Here is a 21,101-nt window from a genome sequence, read left to right on the forward strand (position 1 = left end):
GTGTGGTGATCGGCAGGGTCGTGGAGAGCTGCGAGGCGCTGGGCGATGAAGGTGGCTGTCAGGGGCTGGGCGCAGTCGATCTCGATGCAGTGGCGCCAGGCGGAATAGCTCTCGGGGAGATGGTGTGACATGGGCGGCTTCTGGACGAGGAGATGAACGCGGGTGCGTAAGACGAAAGCGACAGGCTTGTTTTCGCCGGATTAGTGTTACTTTATAACACTCTATCGTCGCCGCGCAGTCTTACCTCCCGTGTCGTCCCTTCTCGCTTTTTGGATGTGTTGTCCGGCCTCGTGCCAAGGTCTGTGCTGCCGCCCGCTATCGCAGGTCGATTGCTTGGGTCGTGAGGGCAGGGCGTGATGAAGCGTCGTCACCTGTTACAGGGCGGAGCTGCTGCGTTGATGCTTTCGCCGGCGTTGGGATCTGCGCAGGGGCTGCCGGTCTTGCGGGAATGCAGCGTGCAGCAGCAGGGCGAGTTGGTGCGCCTTCGGCTGGAGTTGGGTGCGCAGGTCGTCTATCGCAGTTTCCGGTTGACCGATCCCGAGCGTTTGGTCATCGATCTGTCTGGCGTGTCGTCGCAATCGCCACACATCGATCCGATGCCCGCCGGTGCTGCGGTGACCCGTATACGCAGTGCCCCGCATCTCGATGGTCTGCGCGTCGTGCTGGATCTGCAGCGGCCAAGTTCGACCAACATGCACTGGGAGGACGGTGCGCTTGTGCTGGAGCTTGCCGCCACGTCCGGCGGCGCGGTGCTGGACGCAGGCGACGCAGCGGCAGCGACAGCGCCAGTAGAGCCGGCCCGCTCACGCCTGCATCCCTACGTGGTTGCCATCGATGCCGGCCACGGCGGCAAGGATCCGGGTGCGGTCAGTGCCGATGCGCGTTACGAAAAATATGTCGCCATGGCGGTCGCTGGGCGGCTGCATCAGCGGCTGGCCGCCGATGCGCGCTACCGGCCGACCATGATCCGCAGCGATGACCGCTTCGTGCCGCTGCACGAGCGCGTGTTGATCGCGCATCGCCACAGCGCCGATCTGTTCGTCTCCATCCACGCCGATGCCGCGCCGACACGCGAAGCGCGCGGCGCTTCGGTCTTTGCGCTGTCGCAGACCGGCGCCAGCTCCGCATTGGCGCGCTGGATCGCCGACAGCGAAAACGCTGCCGACGACATGGGCGACACCGCGCGCCGGCTGCGGGTGCCGAGCAATCCGGTGCTGTCGCAGGTATTGGCCGACCTGTCGTTGAGCGGCACCATCGCCAGCAGCCTGGCGTTCGGCACGTTGATGCTGGAGCGCCTGCAGCAGGTGACGCACCTGCATCAAAACCAGGTAGGCCAGGCAGGTTTTGCGGTGCTGAAGTCGCCGGATATCCCATCGCTGCTGGTGGAAACCGGCTTCATGAGCAATCGCGACGATTGCCAGCGCCTGTGCGGAGATACGCATCAGGACGAACTCGCACAGACGCTGCATGCGGGAATCGACGACTACTTCGCTGCGTTTCCCGGTCGCGTCTGAGGCGCGGTTGTCACCTTCATCCTCCGACGAGTGCCTGATGTCCGCCACGCTTCCCGATATTGCCGTTACCGAGCCCTCCACGCTGAGCGCGCCCTTGCGGTGGGTGGGCATGCAGGACATCGCCATTCCCGTGCATCTGGACGTCGGTGGCAGTGCGCTTGCGGCGCGCGCCGGCGTGCAGGTGGATCTGCCGCGGGCAGAGCTGAAAGGCATTCATATGTCGCGGCTGTATCGCCTGCTGGATCTGCATCTGCAGCAGCCATTGTCGCCTGCCATGCTGTCGCAGCTGCTGCAGGCGCTGATCGAGAGTCATGCCGATTGCGCAAGCCGCGCCGCGCGGCTGACGCTCGGCTTCGAAGTGATGCTGCGCACGCCGGCATTGCGCAGTGAGGGGCTGAGTGGCTGGCGTGCCTATCCAGTGCAGATCGCGGCGCAGTGCCGGGCAGGGCACACCACGATCCAGCTACACGTCGATGTGCTGTACGCGTCTACCTGCCCCTGTTCGGCGGCGTTGTCGCGTCAGTTGCTGAGCGATGCGTTCGTGCAGCAGCACGCCGGGCGCGATGCGCTGCCGTTGCAGGACGTCGCGCAATGGCTGCAGGAGCACGGTTCCTACGCCACGCCGCATAGCCAACGCAGCGTGGCACAGGTACGCGTCGATCTGCCCGCGGATGCGCCGCGCTTCGCTATCCCGCAACTGATCGGTCGGTGCGAGCAGGCGTTGGCAACCCCGGTGCAGGCCGCAGTACGGCGTCCCGACGAGCAGGCATTTGCGCGCTTGAATGGCGCAAACCTGATGTATGTCGAAGACGCAGCACGACGCCTGCGCAAGCAGCTGGCCGAGCACTACCCGGTGTTTCATGTGGCGGTACGCCATCTGGAAAGCCTGCATGCCCACGACGCCGTCGCCGAAACCGGCAGTGACAACGAGACCTCTTTCCAGGTAACCGACTGAGCACACGCCATGTACTGCAAATTACCAAGGCGGCCTGCACGCACGGCGCACAAGCCAAGCCGGTTGACTGCAGCAGCCAAGCGCAGCGAACTCGGCTTGCGGGGCGCATTGCTGGTGGATCCGTCTGTTTTTTTCTGTGTGTTGATCTGGCTGATATGAACGGCGTAACCGTGATCGATACGTCGCCGAACGCTTACCCCGCGATGCCCTCGGAATATGCACGCGCGTTGGCTGCAGTGTGTGGATGTCCACGCTCGCATGGCGTCCCGACACGCGCCGATGCATGGCGCGCGTCCGATGCGATCTGCGCATCGAGGCGGGCCGGCAACCAACCTCGACCAGGTCGTGGTCAGGTCGATCCTGTCCAGACCAAGGCGCGCCGCGGAGACCGTCGCGGCGCGGCGCACGGCGGCGCAGTCCAGGGCGGATGCGATGTGCCTGCGCTACAACGCAAAAGCCCCGCAATGCGGGGCTCTGGCGTTTCTGCAGCGAAACGAGAGGTGGTGCTCCCTAGGGGGCTCGAACCCCTGTTTTAGCCTTGAGAGGGCCACGTCCTAACCATTAGACGAAGGGAGCTTTTGTCACGTCTCGTGCAGCGCGCTAGTATAGTGAGGTAATAGCCGTTGGGCAATCCTGCAACACAAGACGGAAGCGCCATCATCGAACCCTCAGTTACATCTCCGTTCACGCTGCGCGTCATTCCACGCGATCAGCACACTATCTCGCGCAAGGACATCAGCCCCAATGCGCTGCGCGTGCTGTACCGCCTGCGCGAATCGGGCTTCGGCGCCTACCTGGTCGGCGGCGCGGTCCGCGATCTGCTGGTCGGCGGCCATCCGAAGGATTTCGACGTGGCCACCAGCGCCACGCCGGAAGAGGTCAAGGCGCTGTTCCGCAATTGCCGCCTGATCGGCCGCCGTTTTCGCCTGGCGCACGTGGTGTTCGGCCGCGAGATCATCGAAGTGGCCACCTTCCGCGCCAACGTCGACGACGGCAGCGGCGACCGCGAACTCGATAACGGCCGGCTGGTGCGCGACAACGTGTACGGCACTATCGAAGACGACGCGATCCGACGCGACTTCACCTGTAACGCCTTGTACTACGCCATCGAGGATTTCTCGGTGCGTGACTACTGCGGTGGCTTCGAAGACGTTCAGGCGCGCCTGATGAAATTGATCGGCGACCCAGAGCTGCGCTACCAGGAAGACCCGGTGCGCATGCTGCGCGCGGTGCGCCTGGCGGCCAAGTTGAACTTCGATATCGAAGCCGGCAGCGCCGAACCCATTCCGCGTTTGGCCGGGCTGTTGTCCGAGGCCGCGCCCGCACGCCTGTTCGAAGAAATTCTCAAGCTGTTCCTCTCCGGGCACGGTTTGGCCAGCTTCGAAGGCTTGGAGCGTTACGGCCTGCTCGGTGCGCTGTTCCCGGAAAGCGCGGCGGCATTGAAATCCAACCGCAGCGGCGCGTTGCGCGCGATGGTGCTGGAAGGCCTGCGCAATACCGATGCACGCGTGGCCAATGACGAGCCGGTGTCGCCGGCATTCTTGTTCGCGTTGCTGCTGTGGCCGGCGTTCTGCCGCACTTTGATGGGGCTGCAGGCGCAGGGCGTGCAACCGGAAGATGCGCAGCGCCGCGCGGCCGATCGCGTCACCTTGCATCAGCTGGAGCGTGTCGCGTTGCCGCGCCGTTTTTCGTTGCCGATGCAGGAAATCTGGTTGTTGCAGACACGCTTCTCGTCGCGTCAGCGCAAGCGGGTGTTCCGCACCTTGTCGCATCCGCGCTTCCGTGCGGCGTTCGATTTCCTTGTGCTGCGTCAGTTCGCCTCGCCCGATCATGCCGCCGATGTGGAGTTCTGGCGCGAAGCGCAAAAGTCGTCCGGCCAGGAACTGGTGGATGCGATCGAATCGGCGCAGGCCGACCATGAAGGCGATGAGGGCGCACCGCGCAAGCGTCGCCGCCGCCGCCGTCGCACTGGCGCACCTGCAGGCGAGTAGGGGATGCAGACCGCCTTTGTCGGCCTGGGTGCAAACCTGGGCCGCGCCGAGGCCAGCGTGCGCGCGGCCATCGCCGCGCTCGGCGCCTTGCCGCAGACCACGCTCATTGCGGCCTCGCGCCTGTACCGCACGCCGGCCTGGGGCCGCGAAGATCAGCCCGACTTTATCAATGCCGTGGCGCAGCTGCGCACTAGCCTCGCGCCTCTGCCGCTGCTGGAGGCCTTGCTCGGCATCGAACAGTCGTTCGGCCGTGAGCGCCGCGCGGGCGAGCGCTGGGGCCCGCGTACGCTGGATCTGGACCTATTGCTTTACGCCGAGCAGGTGGTCGATCTGCCGCAATTGCAGGTGCCGCACCCGCATCTGCAGGCGCGCGCCTTCGCGCTGCTGCCGCTGTCCGAACTGGCGCCGGAGGCGATCATTCCGGGCCATGGAACAGTGCGGCACGCCCTCCAAGCTATCGATATCTGCGGGCTGGAGCCGATTGAGTAGATAATGGCCGGCTTATCACTCCACGTAATGACTTCATGAGCAGCCACGCCGACAGCAAGCCCTGGACCGTGCCCGCCTTGGCGCAGGCCAAGCGCGAGGGTCGAAAACTGGTCATGTTGACCGCGTACGACGCCGGATTTGCGCGGACCTTCGACGCCAATGGCGTGGATCTGATCCTGGTCGGCGATTCGCTCGGCATGGTCGTGCAGGGGCACGATTCCACCTTGCCGGTGACCACCGCCGACATGGTCTACCACACCGCCTCGGTGGCCCGTGCGCTCGATCGGGCCTTATTGGTGGCCGATCTGTCGTTCCAGGCCGACTCCACCCCTGAGCGTGCATTGGATGCTGCCACCCAGCTGCTGCAGGCCGGTGCGGAGATGGTCAAGATCGAAGGCGCCGGGCACAAGCTCGAGGTCATCCGTTACCTGGTCGAGCGCGAGATTCCGGTCTGCTCGCACCTGGGGCTGACGCCGCAATCGGTGCTTCGGTTCGGCGGCTACAAGGTGCAGGGTCGCGGCGAAGCCGGCGAGCAGTTGCGCCGCGACGCACAGGCGGTGGTCGATGCCGGTGCCAGCCTGGTGGTGCTGGAATGCGTGCCGACGCCGATCGCCGCGCAAATCAGCGCCGAACTCCGTGTGCCCACCATCGGCATCGGTGCCGGCCCCGCTTGCGATGGCCAGGTGCTGGTGATGCACGACATGCTGGGCCTGGACAGCGGCCACCGCCGGCCCAAGTTCGTCAAGGATTTCCTGGCCGAAGGCGGCTCGGTCGCCGGCGCGGTGCGCGCCTACGCGCAGGCCGTGCGCGACGGCAGCTTCCCCGATGCCGAGCACGCGTACGCCGCATGATCCAGACGCTCACCGATCTTTCCGCACTGCGCGCCCTGGTCACCGGCTGGAAGCGCGAGGGCCTGCGCGTGGCGCTGGTGCCCACCATGGGGAACCTGCACGCCGGGCATTATTCGTTGGTGATGCTGGCGCGCCAGTACGCCGACCGCGTGGTGTCGAGCGTGTTCGTCAACCCGACCCAGTTCGGGCCGAACGAAGATTTCGCGCGTTATCCGCGCACCCCCGAGTCCGACCTGCGCGGCCTGGAAGATGCAGGCTGCGACGCATTGTGGCTGCCTGACGTGGACACCATGTACCCGCTCGGCACCGCGCTGGCCACGCCGATCCATGCGCCCGGCGTCAGCGACGTGCTGGAAGGCGTGTGCCGTCCCGGGCATTTCGATGGCGTCTGCACGGTGGTGGCGCGGTTGTTCAATCAGGTGCAGCCGGACGTGGCGGCCTTCGGCAAGAAGGATTACCAGCAGTTGGCGGTGATCCGGCAGATGGTGGCCGACCTTGCGTTTCCCATTGAGATCCTGGGCGGCAGCATCGTGCGCGAGGCCGATGGCCTGGCGATGAGTTCGCGTAATCAGTATCTCTCGGCCGAGGATCGGCCGGTGTCGGCGCAGATCCGCAAGGTGCTGCTGCAGGTGCGTGACAGCTACGCCGCCGGCACGCCGCGCGCGCAGGTGGAAGCCGCGGCCAGCCACGCGCTGGAGCAGGCCGGCTTTCGGGTCGATTACGCAGTGGTGCGTTTGCCCGACCTGAGCGAGCCGGGCGACAGTCCAACCGGCGCACGCGTGGCCTTGATCGCGGCCCGCCTGGGCAGCACGCGGTTGATCGACAACCTGGAATTCTGAGCAGGCCGGCGCTGCGTACGCGGCGTCCGACCCAGCCGGCAATGCCAGCAAACCAGTGGACCCGCGTCTGCTCCAGATGCGCCGGCCTGAAGCCCTTACCACCGTCCGTAGCGCAAGCCGGTGGGAGCGGGCGCTTTCCGCTAAAATGCCGGCTTTCCTTTTGCCGTTGCCTGCGTCCATGCACCTGTCCCTGCTCAAAGCCAAGATCCACCGCGCCACCGTCACTCACTCCGAGCTCAATTACGAAGGCTCGATCGCCATCGACGGCCTGCTGCTGGAAGCGACCGGCATCCGTGAGTTCGAACAGGTCCATATCTGGGATGTGACCAACGGTGCGCGCTTCAGCACCTATGCCATTCGCGCCGAAGACGGCAGCGGCATCATGTCGCTCAACGGCGGTGCTGCACGTCACGTGCAGGTGGGCGATCTGATCATCGTGGCGGCGTTCGCCAGCATGAGCGAAGACGAAGCCAAGACCTTCAAGCCCAATCTGGTATATGTGGACGCGCACAACGCGATCTCCCACACCAACCACAGCATCCCCACGCAGGCCGCATGACACACACCAACGGATTCGACGCGCTTCACGCCCACGCCCAGCGCCTGCGCGGCGCTGCCATCCCCGCATTGCTTGCCGCCGAGCCGGAACGGCCGACGCAATACGCCAGGCAGGTCGGTCCGTTGTATTTCAACTTCGCGCGGCAGAAGTACGACCGTGCCGCGCTCGATGCCTTGTTCGCCATTGCGCGCGAGCGCGATCTGGCTGGTGCGTTCCAGCGCCTGTTTCGTGGAGAGCAGGTCAATGTCACCGAACAGCGCGCTGCATTGCACACCGCGTTGCGTGGCGACTTGACCGACGCGCCGGTGGCCTCTGAGGCCTACGCCACTGCGGCAGAAGTGCGCCAGCGCATGGGTGCGTTGATCGAGCAGCTGGACGCCACCGACGTCACCGATATCGTCAGTGTCGGCATCGGTGGATCGGACCTGGGCCCGCGTCTGGTGGCGGACGCACTGCGTGCGCCGTCCGGTGCGCGCTTCCGCGTGCATTTCGTGTCCAACGTCGACGGCGCCGCCATGCAGCGCGCGTTGGCCACATTGGACCCGGCACGCACCGCCGGCATTCTGATTTCCAAGACCTTCGGCACCCAGGAAACCTTGCTCAACGGCAGCATCCTGCATGCCTGGCTCGGTGGCAGCGAGCGGCTGTACGCAGTGAGCGCCAATCCCGAGCGCGCCGCCAAGGCCTTCGACATCGCACCGAGCCGCGTGCTGCCGATGTGGGATTGGGTCGGCGGTCGCTATTCGTTGTGGTCGGCGGTGGGTTTCCCGATTGCGCTGGCGATCGGCTTCGAGCGTTTCGAACAGCTGCTCGAAGGTGCTGCGCAGTTCGATGCGCATGCGCTCAACACGCCGCTGGAAGAGAACGTCGCCGTGCTGCACGGCCTGACCGCGGTGTGGAACCGCAATCTGCTCGGCAGTGCCACGCATGCGGTGATGACCTATGACCAGCGCCTGGCGCTGCTGCCGGCGTATCTGCAGCAGCTGGTGATGGAAAGCCTGGGCAAGCGGGTCAAGCTCGACGGTTCGGCGGTGGACAGCGACACCGTGGCGGTGTGGTGGGGCGGTGCGGGCACCGACGTGCAGCACAGCTTCTTCCAGGCGCTGCACCAGGGCACCAGCGTTGTGCCGGCCGATTTCATCGGCACCGTGCACAACGACGACCCGTACGCGGAAAACCATGTCGCGTTGATGGCCAACGTGCTGGCGCAGACCGAGGCGCTGGCCAACGGCCAGGACAGCAGCGACCCGCATCGCAGCTATCCGGGTGGCCGCCCGAGCACGGTGATCCTGCTCGATGCGCTGACCCCGCAGGCACTGGGCGCGCTGATCTCGATGTACGAGCACAGCGTCTACGTGCAGTCGGTGATGTGGGGCATCAATGCGTTCGACCAGTTCGGCGTGGAGCTGGGCAAGCAGCTGGCCAGCCAGCTGTTGCCGGCGCTGAAAGGCGAATCGGCCGATGTCGCCGACCCGGTGACGCGCGAGTTGCTGGGCAAGCTGCGCGGCTGAGCGGTTGCGCATCGTGTATACGGAAAACGGGGCTTGCTGGCCCCGTTTTGCTGTGGCCAACACCGTTGAATGCGCTGTTGGGCCAAAATGGACAAATTTCCTAAATTGGGAAATTGAGAGTAGCCTGATCGCCATCACTCCGCGCCGGACTGTCCCATGTCGCGCTTCCAAGATCTGCCCGAGCTCGAAAAATCTCCTGCCGCCGACATCAAGGTGAAAGGCTGGCCCAGCCTGATGCGCAAGGTGCGCTCGCACGGGGCGGTCGTCATCACCAACCACAATCACCCCGAAGCGGTGGTGGTGGATGCCGAGGAGTATCGGCGCCTGGTCAATCAGGCGAGTGCGGCGGCGGTAGCCTCGGCGCGCGCGCAATCGCTGCAGGCATTGCAGGCGAAGTTCGATGCGCATCTTGCAGCGGCGACCGACGGTGCAGGCCTGGCCAAGGCGATCGGCACACCGGCACGCCGCGGCCGCAAGGTCACCCTGGGCCCGTCGCTGTAGCCGATGGGTCATCTCCTGGTGTTGGCCGGCGTCAACGGCGCCGGCAAGAGTTCGTTATTGGGCCGTTTGCTGCAGGAGGACGGCGTCACCTGGTTCAACCCGGACGCGTTCACCAAGGAACTGGCCGAGCAGGGCTGGGCGCCCGCAGAGGCGAACGCACAGGCCTGGGAAGAAGGCGTGCGGCGGCTGCGCCAGGCGATGGCAGATGGCAGCGATTTCGCCTTCGAAACCACGCTGGGTGCGACGACCATTCCGCGCCTGCTGCGCGAGGCCTGCGTGCAGCACACGGTGGCGGTCTGGTTCTGCGGGTTGGCGACGGTAGAACTGCACATCGCGCGCGTGGCGGCGCGGGTTGCGGCCGGCGGTCATGCAATCCCTGAGCACAAGATCCGCGAGCGTTACGACGCGTCGCGCGCCAACCTGATCGCGTTGCTGCCGCATCTGGCAGTGCTGCATGTCTACGACAACAGCGCGCCGGCCGACGCGGTGGGCGAGGCGACGCCCATGCTGGTGCTGGAACTGGATCGCAGCGGCCTGCATTACCCGCAAACACCGGAGGAATTGGCGCAGGTGCCCGATTGGGCCAAGCCCATCGTGATGGCGGCACTGGAAGCGCGTCGTATGTCTTGAATCGCGCATCTGGTCCTACGAGCGGCGAGGGCGCCACGTGCCGGACTCACTCAGTTTCTGGCGCTATCCAGAGACTGCGACGACTCAAATCCTTGGCTGCTTTTGCATCTTGTCTGCGTCTGGATGGAATTCGCCATTTCGGATAGATCAAATGCAGAGCGAATGATTTACAGCTTGGCTGCAAGGCCCTTGCCCGCCCACCATCGCGGGACACGCTGCAAGTACGTCCCTGTAAGCTCTTACGCGGCATCCATGTCGCGTAAGTTCCTGCGACGGTGAGCGGGCAAGGACCAGTCGGGCAGGTCGATGTGCCAAGTTTCAGCACGGCAACCAACAACCCTAGACCGCGCGAACTGATGTCCTTTGCTCTTCAACAAACCACCAGCCAACTCTCTGGTGCGGTGTTCTCGCCGATTGCGGGACCGTTGGCGGCATGGATGCCGCCATCGAGCCCCCAGGGACGGGTTTACGGCGTGTCCCGCGAGCGGTGAGGGCGCCGCGCCCTAAGCGCCACTCAGCGTTTGACCTGGTTTCTGCCGGCACGCATCAAAGTGCGGCCGATACAACCTGCACGCACCGCCAAGCGAGCGCTCGCAACGTTGTGTAGCCGCTCCAAGTCTATGCCCAAGGAACGCCACGATTGCACAAGCGCGGACCTGTCTCCCCCGATTCGGCAAGTATTGGTGTCTCGGAGCAAACGCGTCGCCAAGCCGCAGAAATGCAGACGGATCGGATTCAACGCATCGGGTTGTCCGCACGGAATGGCCCTATGCCTGCGCGCCCTTATGCAAGCGCCCGTCGCGCAGGTGAGACGACGGATGAAAGAAAATGCCGCTCGCAGCGCTTTACCAGCCCTGCGAGCGACGACATCTGCGCTTACGCCTTGCCCAACTGCACCGCCACCGGATCGCCGGTGAGGTAGCCCACCGCTGCGCCGAAGCGATCCTTGTAGTTGGCGCGGACCAGCGGATCCAGCGTGGCCTTGACGGTGTCGTGCAACGGGCTTTCCCAGTCGCCGGGGTGCTGGAAATTGCTCATCACATAGGTCCAGCCGTGGATCTCGTCGACCGCATGCAGGCCGGTCGATTCGGCGCCGGCCGGCACCGACAGCACGCGCGTCAGCGTGCCGTTGTCGACGTGGTAGGCCCACAGGAAATTGTTGACGTGCAGGCTGCTGTCTTCGCCGATGAACAAGGTGCGCAGCGACTCGGAGAACTTGAGGTTGTCCGGGTTGGCCAGGCGTTCCGGATCGGCCAGATTGCCCAGCGCATCGGCCTTGGCCAGGTTGTGGCCGGTGAGGGCCGCCGGGGCGGCCATGTCGATCGGCACCCAGTCGCTGTGAATCGGCGCGCCGTGACTGTCGCGCTGGCCGCCGCGCAGGTTCAATGCATACACCGCGCCGGCTTCCGGGCCCTGAACTTTCACATCGCCCGAGCCATTGAGCATGCTGGTGACGATGTAGGACATCGCCATGTAGGCGATCTTGTCCTTGGCATTGACGGTGGTGCCTTCGAGCTTGGTAAAGCCCAGGCTGCCGCCGGCCAGCGCGGCATAGCGATGGGTTTCTAGATAGGTGGCGGCCTTCTCCATGCCGGGTTTGATGCGGATCCAGTTGAAGGTGCCGTTGAACGGGATCTTGGTGAACGTGGCATCGCCCGGGTCGCTCAGGTGTACGTCGAGGATGTCTGCGGCGGTGAGGCGGTCGGCCATGGCCTGGATCTCGGTGCTGGTGGCGTGGCCCAGCTTGATCCAGCTCAGCGTGGCCGCGCCCGGGCCGACGCCGGAGGTCTGGTGCCACTTGCCGACGTACAGGGTGCCGGCAGAGAGGTCCGCCTTGCGGTCGGCAATGAACATGAACAGCCCGCCGTTGGTGGCGTCGTCGCCCATCAGCACGGTGCGCTGGTCGGGCATCACCTGCACCAGTTCGTGCGAAATGCGGCCCAGGCAGTAGTGCTTGCGCACGCTGCCGGTGCCGTCCGGATGCACGGTGATTTCCGGCAGGTGGCCGTAGTGATACGGATTGGCTTTTTCCGGGTCGCCGTACAGATGCGTGCTGTAGCTGCGGAACTGGGTGTTGCCGGCCAACGCGGTGGCGTCGGGCTCGTACTCTTCGCTGGACAGGTGGGTATTCCAAGGCGACAGGCTGGCGCCGCAGGTGGTCCATAGCCCGTGGACCGGCGCGGTGTCGACGTTGTGGTACTTCACCAGCGACAGCTTGCCGGTGGCCGGGTCCTGATCGAGGGTGAGCACGGCGATGGGCGCGGGCAGGTGGCGGTTGGTGTCGTTGCCGGCCTGGTCGCGGGTGGTGTATTCGAACTGCACCACCGCGAACACGTGGTTGCCCTTGACGCCCGTCACCTTGGCATTGGGCAGGGTCAGCAGCGAGGAGCCGTCGGGGCAGTCGGAAAAGAACGGACGTTCGGCACCGGGCCTGGAGCGGTCGATGATCGGGCGATGCTGGATGTCGTAGTACCCACCCGCCAGTAAGGTGCCGCCCTTGCCGTCCGGCACTTGGTCGCCGGTAACGAAGAACGGGTGGTAGGCCAGCGCATAGCGCTGCGTGCTTCCGTCGCTGCGCGTCACGCTGAGTGCCGAGCCGACCGTGGTGGTGGCCATTGCCGCAGGGTTCGCCAGGCTGGGGGCCGGCATGCCGTGGAAGGTGGCCGAGACCAGCCGGGGCGGGTCATTCGATGGACGCAAGAGGCGTGCGGCCGATGCCGCGCCACCCAGTTGTTGCAGGGCGGCAGCACTGGCGTTGCCGAGCGGCAACAGGGGAATCGCCGCCAGCAACTGCATCAGGCGACGACGGGAGGGGTCGGGGGAGGCGGACATCGAAACTCCAGGCAAAGGCAACGATCAACGATGGCAATGGCGCATCGGCAAGCCGGTCACGCTAGGCTGCGGATATGACAGTTGTTTGACAACAAGCTCACCGGTTGGCCTGTCGTCGAACGACTCGGCACGAGCGAGCGCTGCCAGGCGTCAGCCGCATGCCGATGCTGCGCACTGAACAAACCTCTAGGTGGTGCGATGCAGCAAAATGCGCTCGCCCCGAACGCCAGGAGCGTCAGCGGATTGGGCGGTTTTGCGCGGTTTCGCAGGTGCTGCCGATATTCCAATGCTATAGCCCCTGTCGATAAGTAGCCTGTTATTCGGCATATAGGCAGCTGTGGTTGACAGGGTAGGGGAATCACGCAAGCGTACGCCGCCTAATGGCCTGCGACGCAACGCATCGCCGTGGGAGAACCACCCTGGAGAACCGAATCTTGGACAAGCTGCTCCGTCGTACCGCCGCGCCCGTCGCGCGTTGCGCCCTCTGCCTGGCAACCGCTGCGGCGGTGCTGACATTGGCCGCCTGCCAAGGCAAGGACACCGCTGCCGAGGCGAGCAAGACCGCCCCGGCCGCCGCACCTGCCGAGGCTTCGACCACCATCCATCCGGACCAGTGGCCGTCGCCGAAGTGGCCGTTCGCGCAGGACGCGGCGCTGGAGCGGCGCATCACCGATGTAATGGCCAAGATGAGCGTGGAAGAGAAAGTCGCCCAGACCATCCAGGGCGACATCGCCAGCATGACCCCGGACGACGTACGCAAGTACCGCATCGGCTCGGTGCTGGCCGGCGGCAACTCCGATCCGGGCGGCAAGTACAACGCCAGCCCGGCCGAATGGTTGAAGCTGGCCGACGCGTTCTACGAGGCGTCGATGGACACCTCCAAGGGCGGTCATGCGATTCCGATCATCTTCGGTATCGATGCGGTGCACGGCCAGAGCAACATCGTCGGCGCCACGCTGTTCCCGCACAACATCGCCCTGGGTGCCACGCGCAACCCCGACCTGATCAAGAAGATTGGCGAAGTCACCGCCGCCGAAACCCGCGTTACCGGCATGGAGTGGACCTTCGCGCCCACCGTGGCGGTGCCGCAGGACGACCGCTGGGGCCGGACGTACGAAGGCTATTCCGAGTCGCCGGATGTGGTGGCCAGCTTCGCTGGAAAGATGGTCGAAGGCGTTCAGGGCGTGCCAGGCACGCCGCAGTTCCTGGATGGCAGCCACGTGATTTCGTCGGTGAAGCATTTCGTCGGCGACGGCGGCACCACCGACGGCAAGGACCAGGGCGATACCAAGGTGTCCGAAGCCACCATGCGCGATATCCACGCCGCGGGTTACCCGCCGGCGATTGCGGCGGGCGCGCAGAGCGTGATGGCCTCGTTCAACAGCTTCAACGGCGAAAAGATGCACGGCAACAAGGTCATGCTGACCGACGTGCTGAAGGGTCGGATGAACTTCGGCGGTTTCGTGGTCGGCGACTGGAATGGCCACGGCCAGGTCAAGGGCTGCACCAACCAGAACTGCCCGGCGGCGTTCATTGCCGGCGTCGACATGGCGATGGCCGCCGACAGCTGGAAGGGCATCTACGAAACCGAACTGGCGGCGGTGAAGTCCGGCCAGATTTCGGCCCAGCGTCTGGACGATGCGGTACGCCGCATCCTGCGCGTGAAGATGCGTCTGGGCTTGTTCGAGGCAGGCAAGCCGTCCAAGCGCCCACTAGGCGGCAAATACGAGTTGCTTGGCGCACCGGAACATCGTGCGATCGCCCGCCAGGCGGCGCGTGAGTCGCTGGTGCTTCTGAAGAATCAGGCGGGCATCCTGCCGCTGGATCCGAAAAAGCGCGTGCTGGTGCTGGGCGACGGTGCCAACGACATGGGCAAGCAGTCCGGCGGCTGGACGCTGAACTGGCAGGGCACCGGTACCAAGCGCAGCGACTACCCCAACGGCACGACTATTTGGGAAGGCCTGGACAGGCAGATCAAGGCCGCCGGCGGCAGCGCCGAGCTGGCTGTAGACGGCGCCTACAGGACCAAGCCGGACGTGGCCGTGGTGGTGTTCGGCGAAAACCCGTACGCCGAGTTCCAGGGCGACATCGCCACTTTGCTGTACAAGCCGGGCGACGACAGTGAACTGGCCTTGATCAAGAAGCTCAAGGCCGCGGGCATCCCGGTGGTGGCGGTGTTCCTGAGCGGGCGCCCGCTGTGGATGAATCCGTACATCAACGCATCCGACGCTTTTGTGGCGGCCTGGTTGCCGGGTTCCGAAGGCGAGGGCATCGCCGACGTGCTGTTGCGCAAGGCCGATGGCACGGTGCAGAACGACTTCAAGGGAAAACTCAGCTTCTCCTGGCCGAAGACGGCGGTGCAGTTCGCCAACAACGTCGGCCAGAAGGACTACGACCCGCAGTTCAAGTTCGGCTTCGGCCTGACCTATGCCGACAAGGGCGACCTGGCCGCGCTGCCGGAAGAATCGGGCGTGTCCGGCGAGCAGTCGGTGGGCGGGGTGTACTTCGTGCGCGGCAAGCCGGCGCTCGGTATTGCGATGCAGCTGTCCAACGCGGGCCAGGCCAACATGCCGGCGACCACGCTGCCGGTGGGCCTGTCCGATGGCAGCCTGAAGATGACCGCAGTCGATCACAAGGCGCAGGAAGATGCGCGCCGCCTGGTGTGGTCCGGCAGTGCGGCGTCCAGCGTGCTGCTGGTGTCCGGCAAGCCGGTGGATGTGTCGCGTGAGAGCAATGGCGATGTGCAGTTGCAGCTGACCCTGCGCCGCGACAGCGCAGTGACGGCGCCGGTGTGGCTGGGCGTGGGCTGCGGCGACAGGTGCAGCGGACGCGTCGATGCACACAAGACCCTGGCTGCGCTGCCGCAAGGCCAGTGGAAGGTGGTGGGCATTCCGCTCAAGTGCTTTGCCAAGGCCGGTGCCGACGTGACCAAGCTGACCCAGGTCGCCAGCATCGAAAGCGCTGCTGCGCTGGACCTGTCGGTGTCGAAGGTGGCGCTGGGCGCGCTCAACGAAGCCGAAGTCACGGTGGATTGCCCGGTCAAGTAAGCAGCATTCCCGCAGGCGTGCGCGCGCCTGCGGGAGATCGAACGAAACAGATGCGTCGCCAGTCCTGGCGACGCGTTATAGCGGCCACCCTGATCGGTGGTGTCATCAGCCGCCGCGGGACGCGTGCGTCGATCGGCCCGGATGGCCTGCAGCCGCGGTTCGCCGCGCTGCCCTGGCGCACGCTGTGCGTTGCGGCGGCATGCTGCAGGGTTATCCCGCCTTAGACGCATACCCCAAAGCCAGACAGGAGAGTGCAGTGGGTTTGGCGACGTTGGATATCGTGATTGTGTTGGTGTACCTGACCGGCATCTTCGTGCTCGCGCAGTGGGTCTCGCGCGAGAAGGCAGGCCACAGCAAGAGCGCCGAGGATTACTTCCTGGCGAGCAAGTCGTTGCCGTGGTGGGCGATCGGCGCCTCGCTGATCGCTGCGAACATCTCGGCCGAGCAGATCATCGGCATGGCCGGTTCCGGCTATGCGATCGGGCTGGCGATTGCGTCCTACGAATGGATGGCGGCATTGACGCTGCTGATCGTCGGCAAGTTCTTCCTGCCGATCTTCCTGCGCAACGGCATCTACACCATGCCGCAGTTCCTGGAGCAGCGCTACGGCAAGTGGATCCGCACGCTGATGGCGGTGTTCTGGCTGCTGCTCTACGTGTTCGTCAATCTGACCTCGATCCTGTGGCTGGGGTCGATCGCGGTCAGCCAGGTCACCGGCATGGACCAGACCCTGGCGCTGGCGTTGATCGGCGTGTTTGCGCTGGTCTACCAGCTGTACGGCGGGCTGAAGGCGGTGGCGCTGACCGACATTGTGCAGGTCACGCTATTGGTGCTGGGCGGTCTGTTGGTGGCCGGGTTGACGCTCGCGCGCATCGGCGATGGCGCTGGCGTGCTGGCCGGCTTCCAACACCTGTGGAATGCGCACCCCGAGCACTTCCACATGATCCTGACCAAGGACAACCCGTTCTACAAGGATCTGCCGGGCCTGAGCGTGCTGCTGGGCGGGCTGTGGGTGGTGAACATCAGTTACTGGGGTTTCAACCAGTACATCATCCAGCGCGCGCTGGCGGCCAAGAACATTGGTGAAGCGCAGAAGGGCATGGTGTTTGCGGCATTCCTGAAGTTGCTGATGCCGTTGGTGATCGTGGTGCCGGGCATTGCCGCAGTGGTGCTGGCGCCGGATCTGGCCAAGCCCGACCAGGCCTATCCGACCATGATGCAGCTGCTGCCGACCGGCATCCTGGGCATGGTGTTTGCGGCGCTGGTCGCCGCGATCGTGGCCTCGCTTGCGTCGAAGATCAATTCGGTGGCGACCATCTTTACCCTGGATTTCTACGCCAAGTTCCGTCCGCAGACCGAGCAGAAGCAGCTGGTGCGCGTGGGTCGGATCGTGGCAGCGGTGTCGGTGCTGATCGGTATCCTCACCGCGCGGCCATTGCTGGGCAACTTCGATCAGGGTTTCCAGTTCATCCAGGAATTCACCGGCTTCTTTACTCCGGGCGTGGTGGTGATCTTCATGCTCGGCCTGTTCTGGAAGCGCGCCAACGAAGCCGGCGCGCTGACTGCGGCAATCGGCTCGGTGGTGTTGTCGTTCGCGCTCAAGTTCGCTTGGCCGGAACTGCCGTTCATGGACCGCATCGGTGTGGTGTTCGTCGCCGCGCTGGTGCTGGCGGTGGTGGTGTCGCTGATGACTGCGCCTACCCAGGCACGCGACCTGATTCGTACCAACGATGTGGCCTACGGCACCACGCTGGGCTTCAAGATCGGCGCAGCGGGCGTGATCGCGATCCTGATCGTGCTGTACACGGTGTTCTGGTAGGCAGTTGATGTCGTGAGACGCAGCGCGGCGCGGCACGTCGAGGCCGCGCCGCGCTACGTTTACAGCCTGCGGTTTCGATGTTGTCTGGAGCAGCGGCTATCAACGCGTTGCGCTAGCCATCGTCAGGTGCGTGTGGGCGAGATGCAGGAACCGCAGCCTGCGCGTGGGATATGCCGCACCGCGCACCGCGCACCGCGCACCGGTCGCCCGCCGAGTGGCGAGCGCAGTCCGTTGTTCGATGCGATTAGACGCGTGCTGCGGTCAGGCTGGCGGCAAGCAGGTTGGCCGGCGCGGTATGCTGCGCGTGCCACGGCGTTTCCAGCCAGGTTTCTAGTGCGGCGGCCGGCATTGGTTTTGCGATCCAGTAGCCCTGGCCTTCGTCGCAGCCCCATTCGCGCAGCTGCGCATAGGCCTCTGCCGATTCGATGCCTTCGGCCACCACGCGCTGGCCCAGGCTGTGACCGAGCTGGATCATCGCCGGCACCAGGGTGCGGTCGGTGCGGTTGTCCGGCAGCGAGCGGATGAAGGATTGGTCGATCTTCAACGAGCTGGCCGATAGCTGCTTGAGATAGCTGAAATTGCTATAGCCGGTGCCGAAGTCGTCGATGGCGATATGCACGCCCAACGCAGCAATGCCAGACAGCTGTTCGGCCAGCTGTTCGGGGTGACGGATCATTGCGCTTTCGGTGAATTCGATTTCCAGCCGGCGTGGGTCCAGTTTGTGACGATCCAGGCCGCGCCGCAGCAGGCCGGCAAAGCCGGGACGGTCCAGATCGGCAGCCGATACGTTCAGGGCCAGGTTGAAGTCCAGACCCTGCTGCTGCCAACGCGCCGCCTGTGCGATGCCGTTGTCGATGACCCAGGCTGTGATGCGGTTGATCAGCGCGGTTTTCTCGGCCATTGGAATGAAATCCGACGGCATCACCGGGCCGGTCATCGGATGCTGCCAGCGCAGCAACGCTTCCACGCCCACGCAGCGGTGGTCGTGCAGATCCACGCGCGGTTGATAGTGCAGGCGCAGCTGGCTGGCGCTGTCCAGGGCAGCGGGCAGGGCGGTGAGCAGGCGGAAGGTGTTGCGCTGGGCCACATCATGCTTGCGCTCGTACAGGCTCCACGGCTTGCAGCGCTCGCGCGCGATATCCACCGAGGTGGTCAGCGAACGGATGGTGTCAGCGGCGCCGTAGCTGGAGTGCAGCAAGACCGCGCCGATCGACGCCACCGCGGTATGCGGGATGCCTTGATGTTCCAGTGGCTTGGTGAATGCTTTGGAGATCTTGGTGCACAGCGTGGCCAGGCGCTGGCCTTCGGCCTGCGCCAGGAAGCCGAAGGTGGTGGGGTCCAACCGATACAGCAGGATGCTGCCGGGTAGATAGGCGACCAGGCGGCGCTGCGCCATGGCGACATAGCCGTCTGCGTATTCCCAGCCCAGCGCCTTGACCATGTCGCGGAAGTAATCGCTGCCGCAGACGTCGATGGCCACCGCCGTGGTGGCCGGTGCGGCGTCGCGTTGCGACAGCCAGGTATCCAGGTCTTCGCTGAAACGCGAGCGGTTGGGTAGCCCGGTCGGACCATCGCGGTAGGTGGTGCTGCGCAGGTTTTCCACGCGCAGCACGGCCAGGTCGCGCAGGCCTTCCAGCTGGGTGAGCGCTGCTGCATCCAGTCCCGTGCGCGGGCTGGTGCCGATCACGCACAAGGTGCCGATGCTGTGGCCATCGCGCAGCTTCAGCGGTGCGCCGGCGTAGAAGCGGATGAACGGCGGGCCCAGCACCAGCGGGTTGTCGCAGAAGCGCGGATCCAGTTGCGCATCCGGCACCACCATCACTTCGTCCGAGCAGATCGCATGCGCGCAGAACGCCAGGCTGCGCGGCGTTTCGCGGGCTTCCAAGCCAATGCGCGCCTTGAACCACTGACGATGTTCGTCCACCAGTGACACCACCGCAATTTCCGCGTCCAGGCTACGCGCCGCCATGGCGGCAACGGTGTCGAATACCGGGTCCGGCAGCGAATCCAGCAGACACAGGCCGCGCAGCACTTCGAGCCGGGTGGACTCGTCGAGCGTGGGCGGAAGAAGAGGGTCGACGGAGGCAGGCACGGGATGCATGTGTCCGTATCGGCCTGAAGCGTCATCCCTTGATTGGCGGAGATTGACTCCATTCAGTTGCGGCAGGGCGAGGCGTGGGACGCGTTGTTGCTTATGAACCGCGCCACCGCTGCGCCAGTGGTCCACCGCACGCGCTCTGCGACGCCATCTGGCTGGCGCAACAGCCCCACGCTGTTCCCGCGACCGGTCACCGTCTGTCTGAGCGGGAAGGTGTATTAACACCAACATACATGTCGCGTGTTTTGTGCGGCGACACGCCTAAATATTACGCGTGCGCTGCCGATCATTGTCTTACCCACAACAATGCTCATTCAACGCAACCATCCTGTATCGCTCATGCGACCAATGATCGCTTGCGGATGTCTGTGTTTGCGCATTCGACTCAAGCGTGTAACGAATCGACGCGGCTTTCACTCGCGCTGCGAAATTCGCCATCGCGGTTGGTGGCGCCCTTCCTCTGGAATTCATCGTGAACTCACTGCGGTCTTTTGCACAACGCACGCTGTTGGTCGCCGCCGGTCTGGCGCTCTCGTCCGCCGCCCACGCAGGGCTCACTGTATCGGGCACGCAGTTGCGCGAGTCCAATGGCAATGCGTTGGTCCTGCGCGGCGTCAACCTTCCGCATGCCTGGTATGCGGGCCGCACCGATGCGGCGCTGGCTGCCATCGCTGCCACCGGCGCCAATAGCGTGCGCGTCGTGCTGAGTTCCGGCTACCGCTGGACACGCACACCGGAGGCCGACGTGGCACGCATCATCGCGCGCTGCAAAAGCCTGGGTCTGATCGCCGTGCTGGAAGTGCATGACACCACCGGGTACGGCGAACAAGCCGCAGCTGCGAACCTGGTCAATGCGACCAATTACTGGGTCAGCATCCGCAAGGCGCTGGTCGGCAACGAAGACCATGTGGTCATCAATATCGCCAACGAACCGTTCGGCAACAGCCTCACTGCCAGCGAGTGGGTCAACGGCCATGCCACCGCCATCGCGACCTTGCGCAAGAACGGATTGACCCACGCCTTGATGGTGGATGCGCCGAACTGGGGCCAGGACTGGCAGTTCTACATGCGCGACAACGCCGCCGCCCTGCTCGCGCGCGACAGCCGCCGCAACCTGATTTTCAGCGTGCACATGTACGAAGTATTCGGCAGCGACGCCAAGGTCAACAATTATCTGCGCGCCTTCAGAGATAAAAAGCTGGCGTTGGTGATCGGCGAATTCGGTGGCGACCATCGCGGTTCGCACGTGGACGAAGCGGCGATCATGCGCCGCGCACGCGACTACAACGTCGGCTACATGGCCTGGTCGTGGTCGGGCAACGACAGCGGCACGCAATCGCTGGATATCGCGGTCGGCTGGAATGCCGCACAACTGAGCAGCTGGGGCCGCAACTTGATCCTGGGCGCCGATGGCATCGCAGCGACCTCGCGCAGGGCAAGCGTGTTCGGCCCACGTTGAGATTGA

At 64.9% G+C, this 21,101-nt stretch carries 15 protein-coding genes and 1 tRNA gene; 13 read left to right on the top strand and 3 right to left on the bottom strand.

Annotated features, from left to right (window positions below):
* Positions 1-356 precede the first annotated feature (356 nt).
* Entirely contained in the window at positions 357-1,514 is a 1,158-nt protein-coding gene (locus XBLMG947_RS17450) for an N-acetylmuramoyl-L-alanine amidase (RefSeq protein WP_065469872.1), read from the top strand.
* Positions 1,515-1,551: 37 nt separating this feature from the next.
* Positions 1,552-2,469: a GTP cyclohydrolase FolE2 gene (gene folE2, locus XBLMG947_RS17455; protein ID WP_065469873.1), complete on the top strand. Its 918-nt coding sequence runs from the start codon at positions 1,552-1,554 to the stop codon at positions 2,467-2,469.
* Between the two features lie 501 nt (positions 2,470-2,970).
* On the opposite strand, the gene XBLMG947_RS17460 is transcribed toward folE2, so the two are convergent.
* Positions 2,971-3,045: transfer RNA gene (locus XBLMG947_RS17460), tRNA-Glu, on the bottom strand.
* A gap of 47 nt (positions 3,046-3,092) precedes the next feature.
* Between XBLMG947_RS17460 and pcnB the strand changes: the two genes are divergently transcribed.
* From pcnB to XBLMG947_RS17500, 8 genes are all read left to right on the top strand, one after another.
* Positions 3,093-4,460: a polynucleotide adenylyltransferase PcnB gene (gene pcnB / locus XBLMG947_RS17465; RefSeq protein WP_065469874.1), complete on the top strand. Its 1,368-nt coding sequence runs from the start codon at positions 3,093-3,095 to the stop codon at positions 4,458-4,460.
* A gap of 3 nt (positions 4,461-4,463) precedes the next feature.
* On the top strand, positions 4,464-4,949 hold the full coding sequence (gene folK / locus XBLMG947_RS17470) for a 2-amino-4-hydroxy-6-hydroxymethyldihydropteridine diphosphokinase (protein WP_065469875.1): 486 nt from the start codon (positions 4,464-4,466) through the stop codon (positions 4,947-4,949).
* Positions 4,950-4,984: 35 nt separating this feature from the next.
* Complete coding sequence (gene panB / locus XBLMG947_RS17475; RefSeq protein ID WP_065469876.1) at positions 4,985-5,800, top strand: 3-methyl-2-oxobutanoate hydroxymethyltransferase; 816 nt, start codon at positions 4,985-4,987, stop codon at positions 5,798-5,800.
* On the top strand, positions 5,797-6,639 hold the full coding sequence (gene panC, locus XBLMG947_RS17480) for a pantoate--beta-alanine ligase (protein WP_065469877.1): 843 nt from the start codon (positions 5,797-5,799) through the stop codon (positions 6,637-6,639). The genes panB and panC overlap by 4 nt, the downstream gene beginning before the upstream one ends.
* Before the next feature lie 178 nt (positions 6,640-6,817).
* Positions 6,818-7,198 carry an aspartate 1-decarboxylase gene (gene panD, locus XBLMG947_RS17485; protein ID WP_065469878.1) on the top strand — a complete coding sequence of 127 codons (381 nt, stop codon included), beginning with the start codon at positions 6,818-6,820 and terminating at the stop codon, positions 7,196-7,198.
* Positions 7,195-8,709 (top strand): glucose-6-phosphate isomerase, encoded by a 1,515-nt coding sequence (pgi, locus tag XBLMG947_RS17490; RefSeq protein ID WP_065469879.1) that lies wholly within the window; start codon positions 7,195-7,197, stop codon positions 8,707-8,709. The genes panD and pgi overlap by 4 nt, the downstream gene beginning before the upstream one ends.
* Positions 8,710-8,865: 156 nt before the next feature.
* Positions 8,866-9,210 carry a type II toxin-antitoxin system prevent-host-death family antitoxin gene (locus XBLMG947_RS17495; protein WP_065469880.1) on the top strand — a complete coding sequence of 115 codons (345 nt, stop codon included), beginning with the start codon at positions 8,866-8,868 and terminating at the stop codon, positions 9,208-9,210.
* 3 nt (positions 9,211-9,213) lie between these two features.
* Entirely contained in the window at positions 9,214-9,840 is a 627-nt protein-coding gene (locus tag XBLMG947_RS17500; protein ID WP_065469881.1) for an ATPase, read from the top strand.
* Between the two features lie 876 nt (positions 9,841-10,716).
* On the opposite strand, the gene XBLMG947_RS17505 is transcribed toward XBLMG947_RS17500, so the two are convergent.
* Positions 10,717-12,672, bottom strand: a complete 1,956-nt coding sequence (locus XBLMG947_RS17505) for a PhoX family protein (RefSeq protein ID WP_065469882.1) — start codon at positions 12,670-12,672, stop codon at positions 10,717-10,719.
* 434 nt (positions 12,673-13,106) lie between these two features.
* Between XBLMG947_RS17505 and XBLMG947_RS17510 the strand changes: the two genes are divergently transcribed.
* Positions 13,107-15,719, top strand: a complete 2,613-nt coding sequence (locus tag XBLMG947_RS17510) for a glycoside hydrolase family 3 protein (protein WP_065469883.1) — start codon at positions 13,107-13,109, stop codon at positions 15,717-15,719.
* A 256-nt stretch (positions 15,720-15,975) separates the two neighbouring features.
* Complete coding sequence (locus XBLMG947_RS17515; protein ID WP_065469895.1) at positions 15,976-17,538, top strand: sodium/sugar symporter; 1,563 nt, start codon at positions 15,976-15,978, stop codon at positions 17,536-17,538.
* Positions 17,539-17,782: 244 nt separating this feature from the next.
* On the opposite strand, the gene XBLMG947_RS17520 is transcribed toward XBLMG947_RS17515, so the two are convergent.
* Positions 17,783-19,639 carry a putative bifunctional diguanylate cyclase/phosphodiesterase gene (locus XBLMG947_RS17520; RefSeq protein WP_065469884.1) on the bottom strand — a complete coding sequence of 619 codons (1,857 nt, stop codon included), beginning with the start codon at positions 19,637-19,639 and terminating at the stop codon, positions 17,783-17,785.
* 469 nt (positions 19,640-20,108) lie between these two features.
* Between XBLMG947_RS17520 and XBLMG947_RS17525 the strand changes: the two genes are divergently transcribed.
* Positions 20,109-21,095, top strand: coding sequence for a cellulase family glycosylhydrolase (locus XBLMG947_RS17525; protein ID WP_065469885.1), 987 nt, complete (start codon positions 20,109-20,111; stop codon positions 21,093-21,095).
* The last annotated feature ends 6 nt before the right edge of the window (positions 21,096-21,101 follow it).

This window comes from Xanthomonas bromi (assembly GCF_900092025.1).
Taxonomy (GTDB): domain Bacteria; phylum Pseudomonadota; class Gammaproteobacteria; order Xanthomonadales; family Xanthomonadaceae; genus Xanthomonas; species Xanthomonas bromi.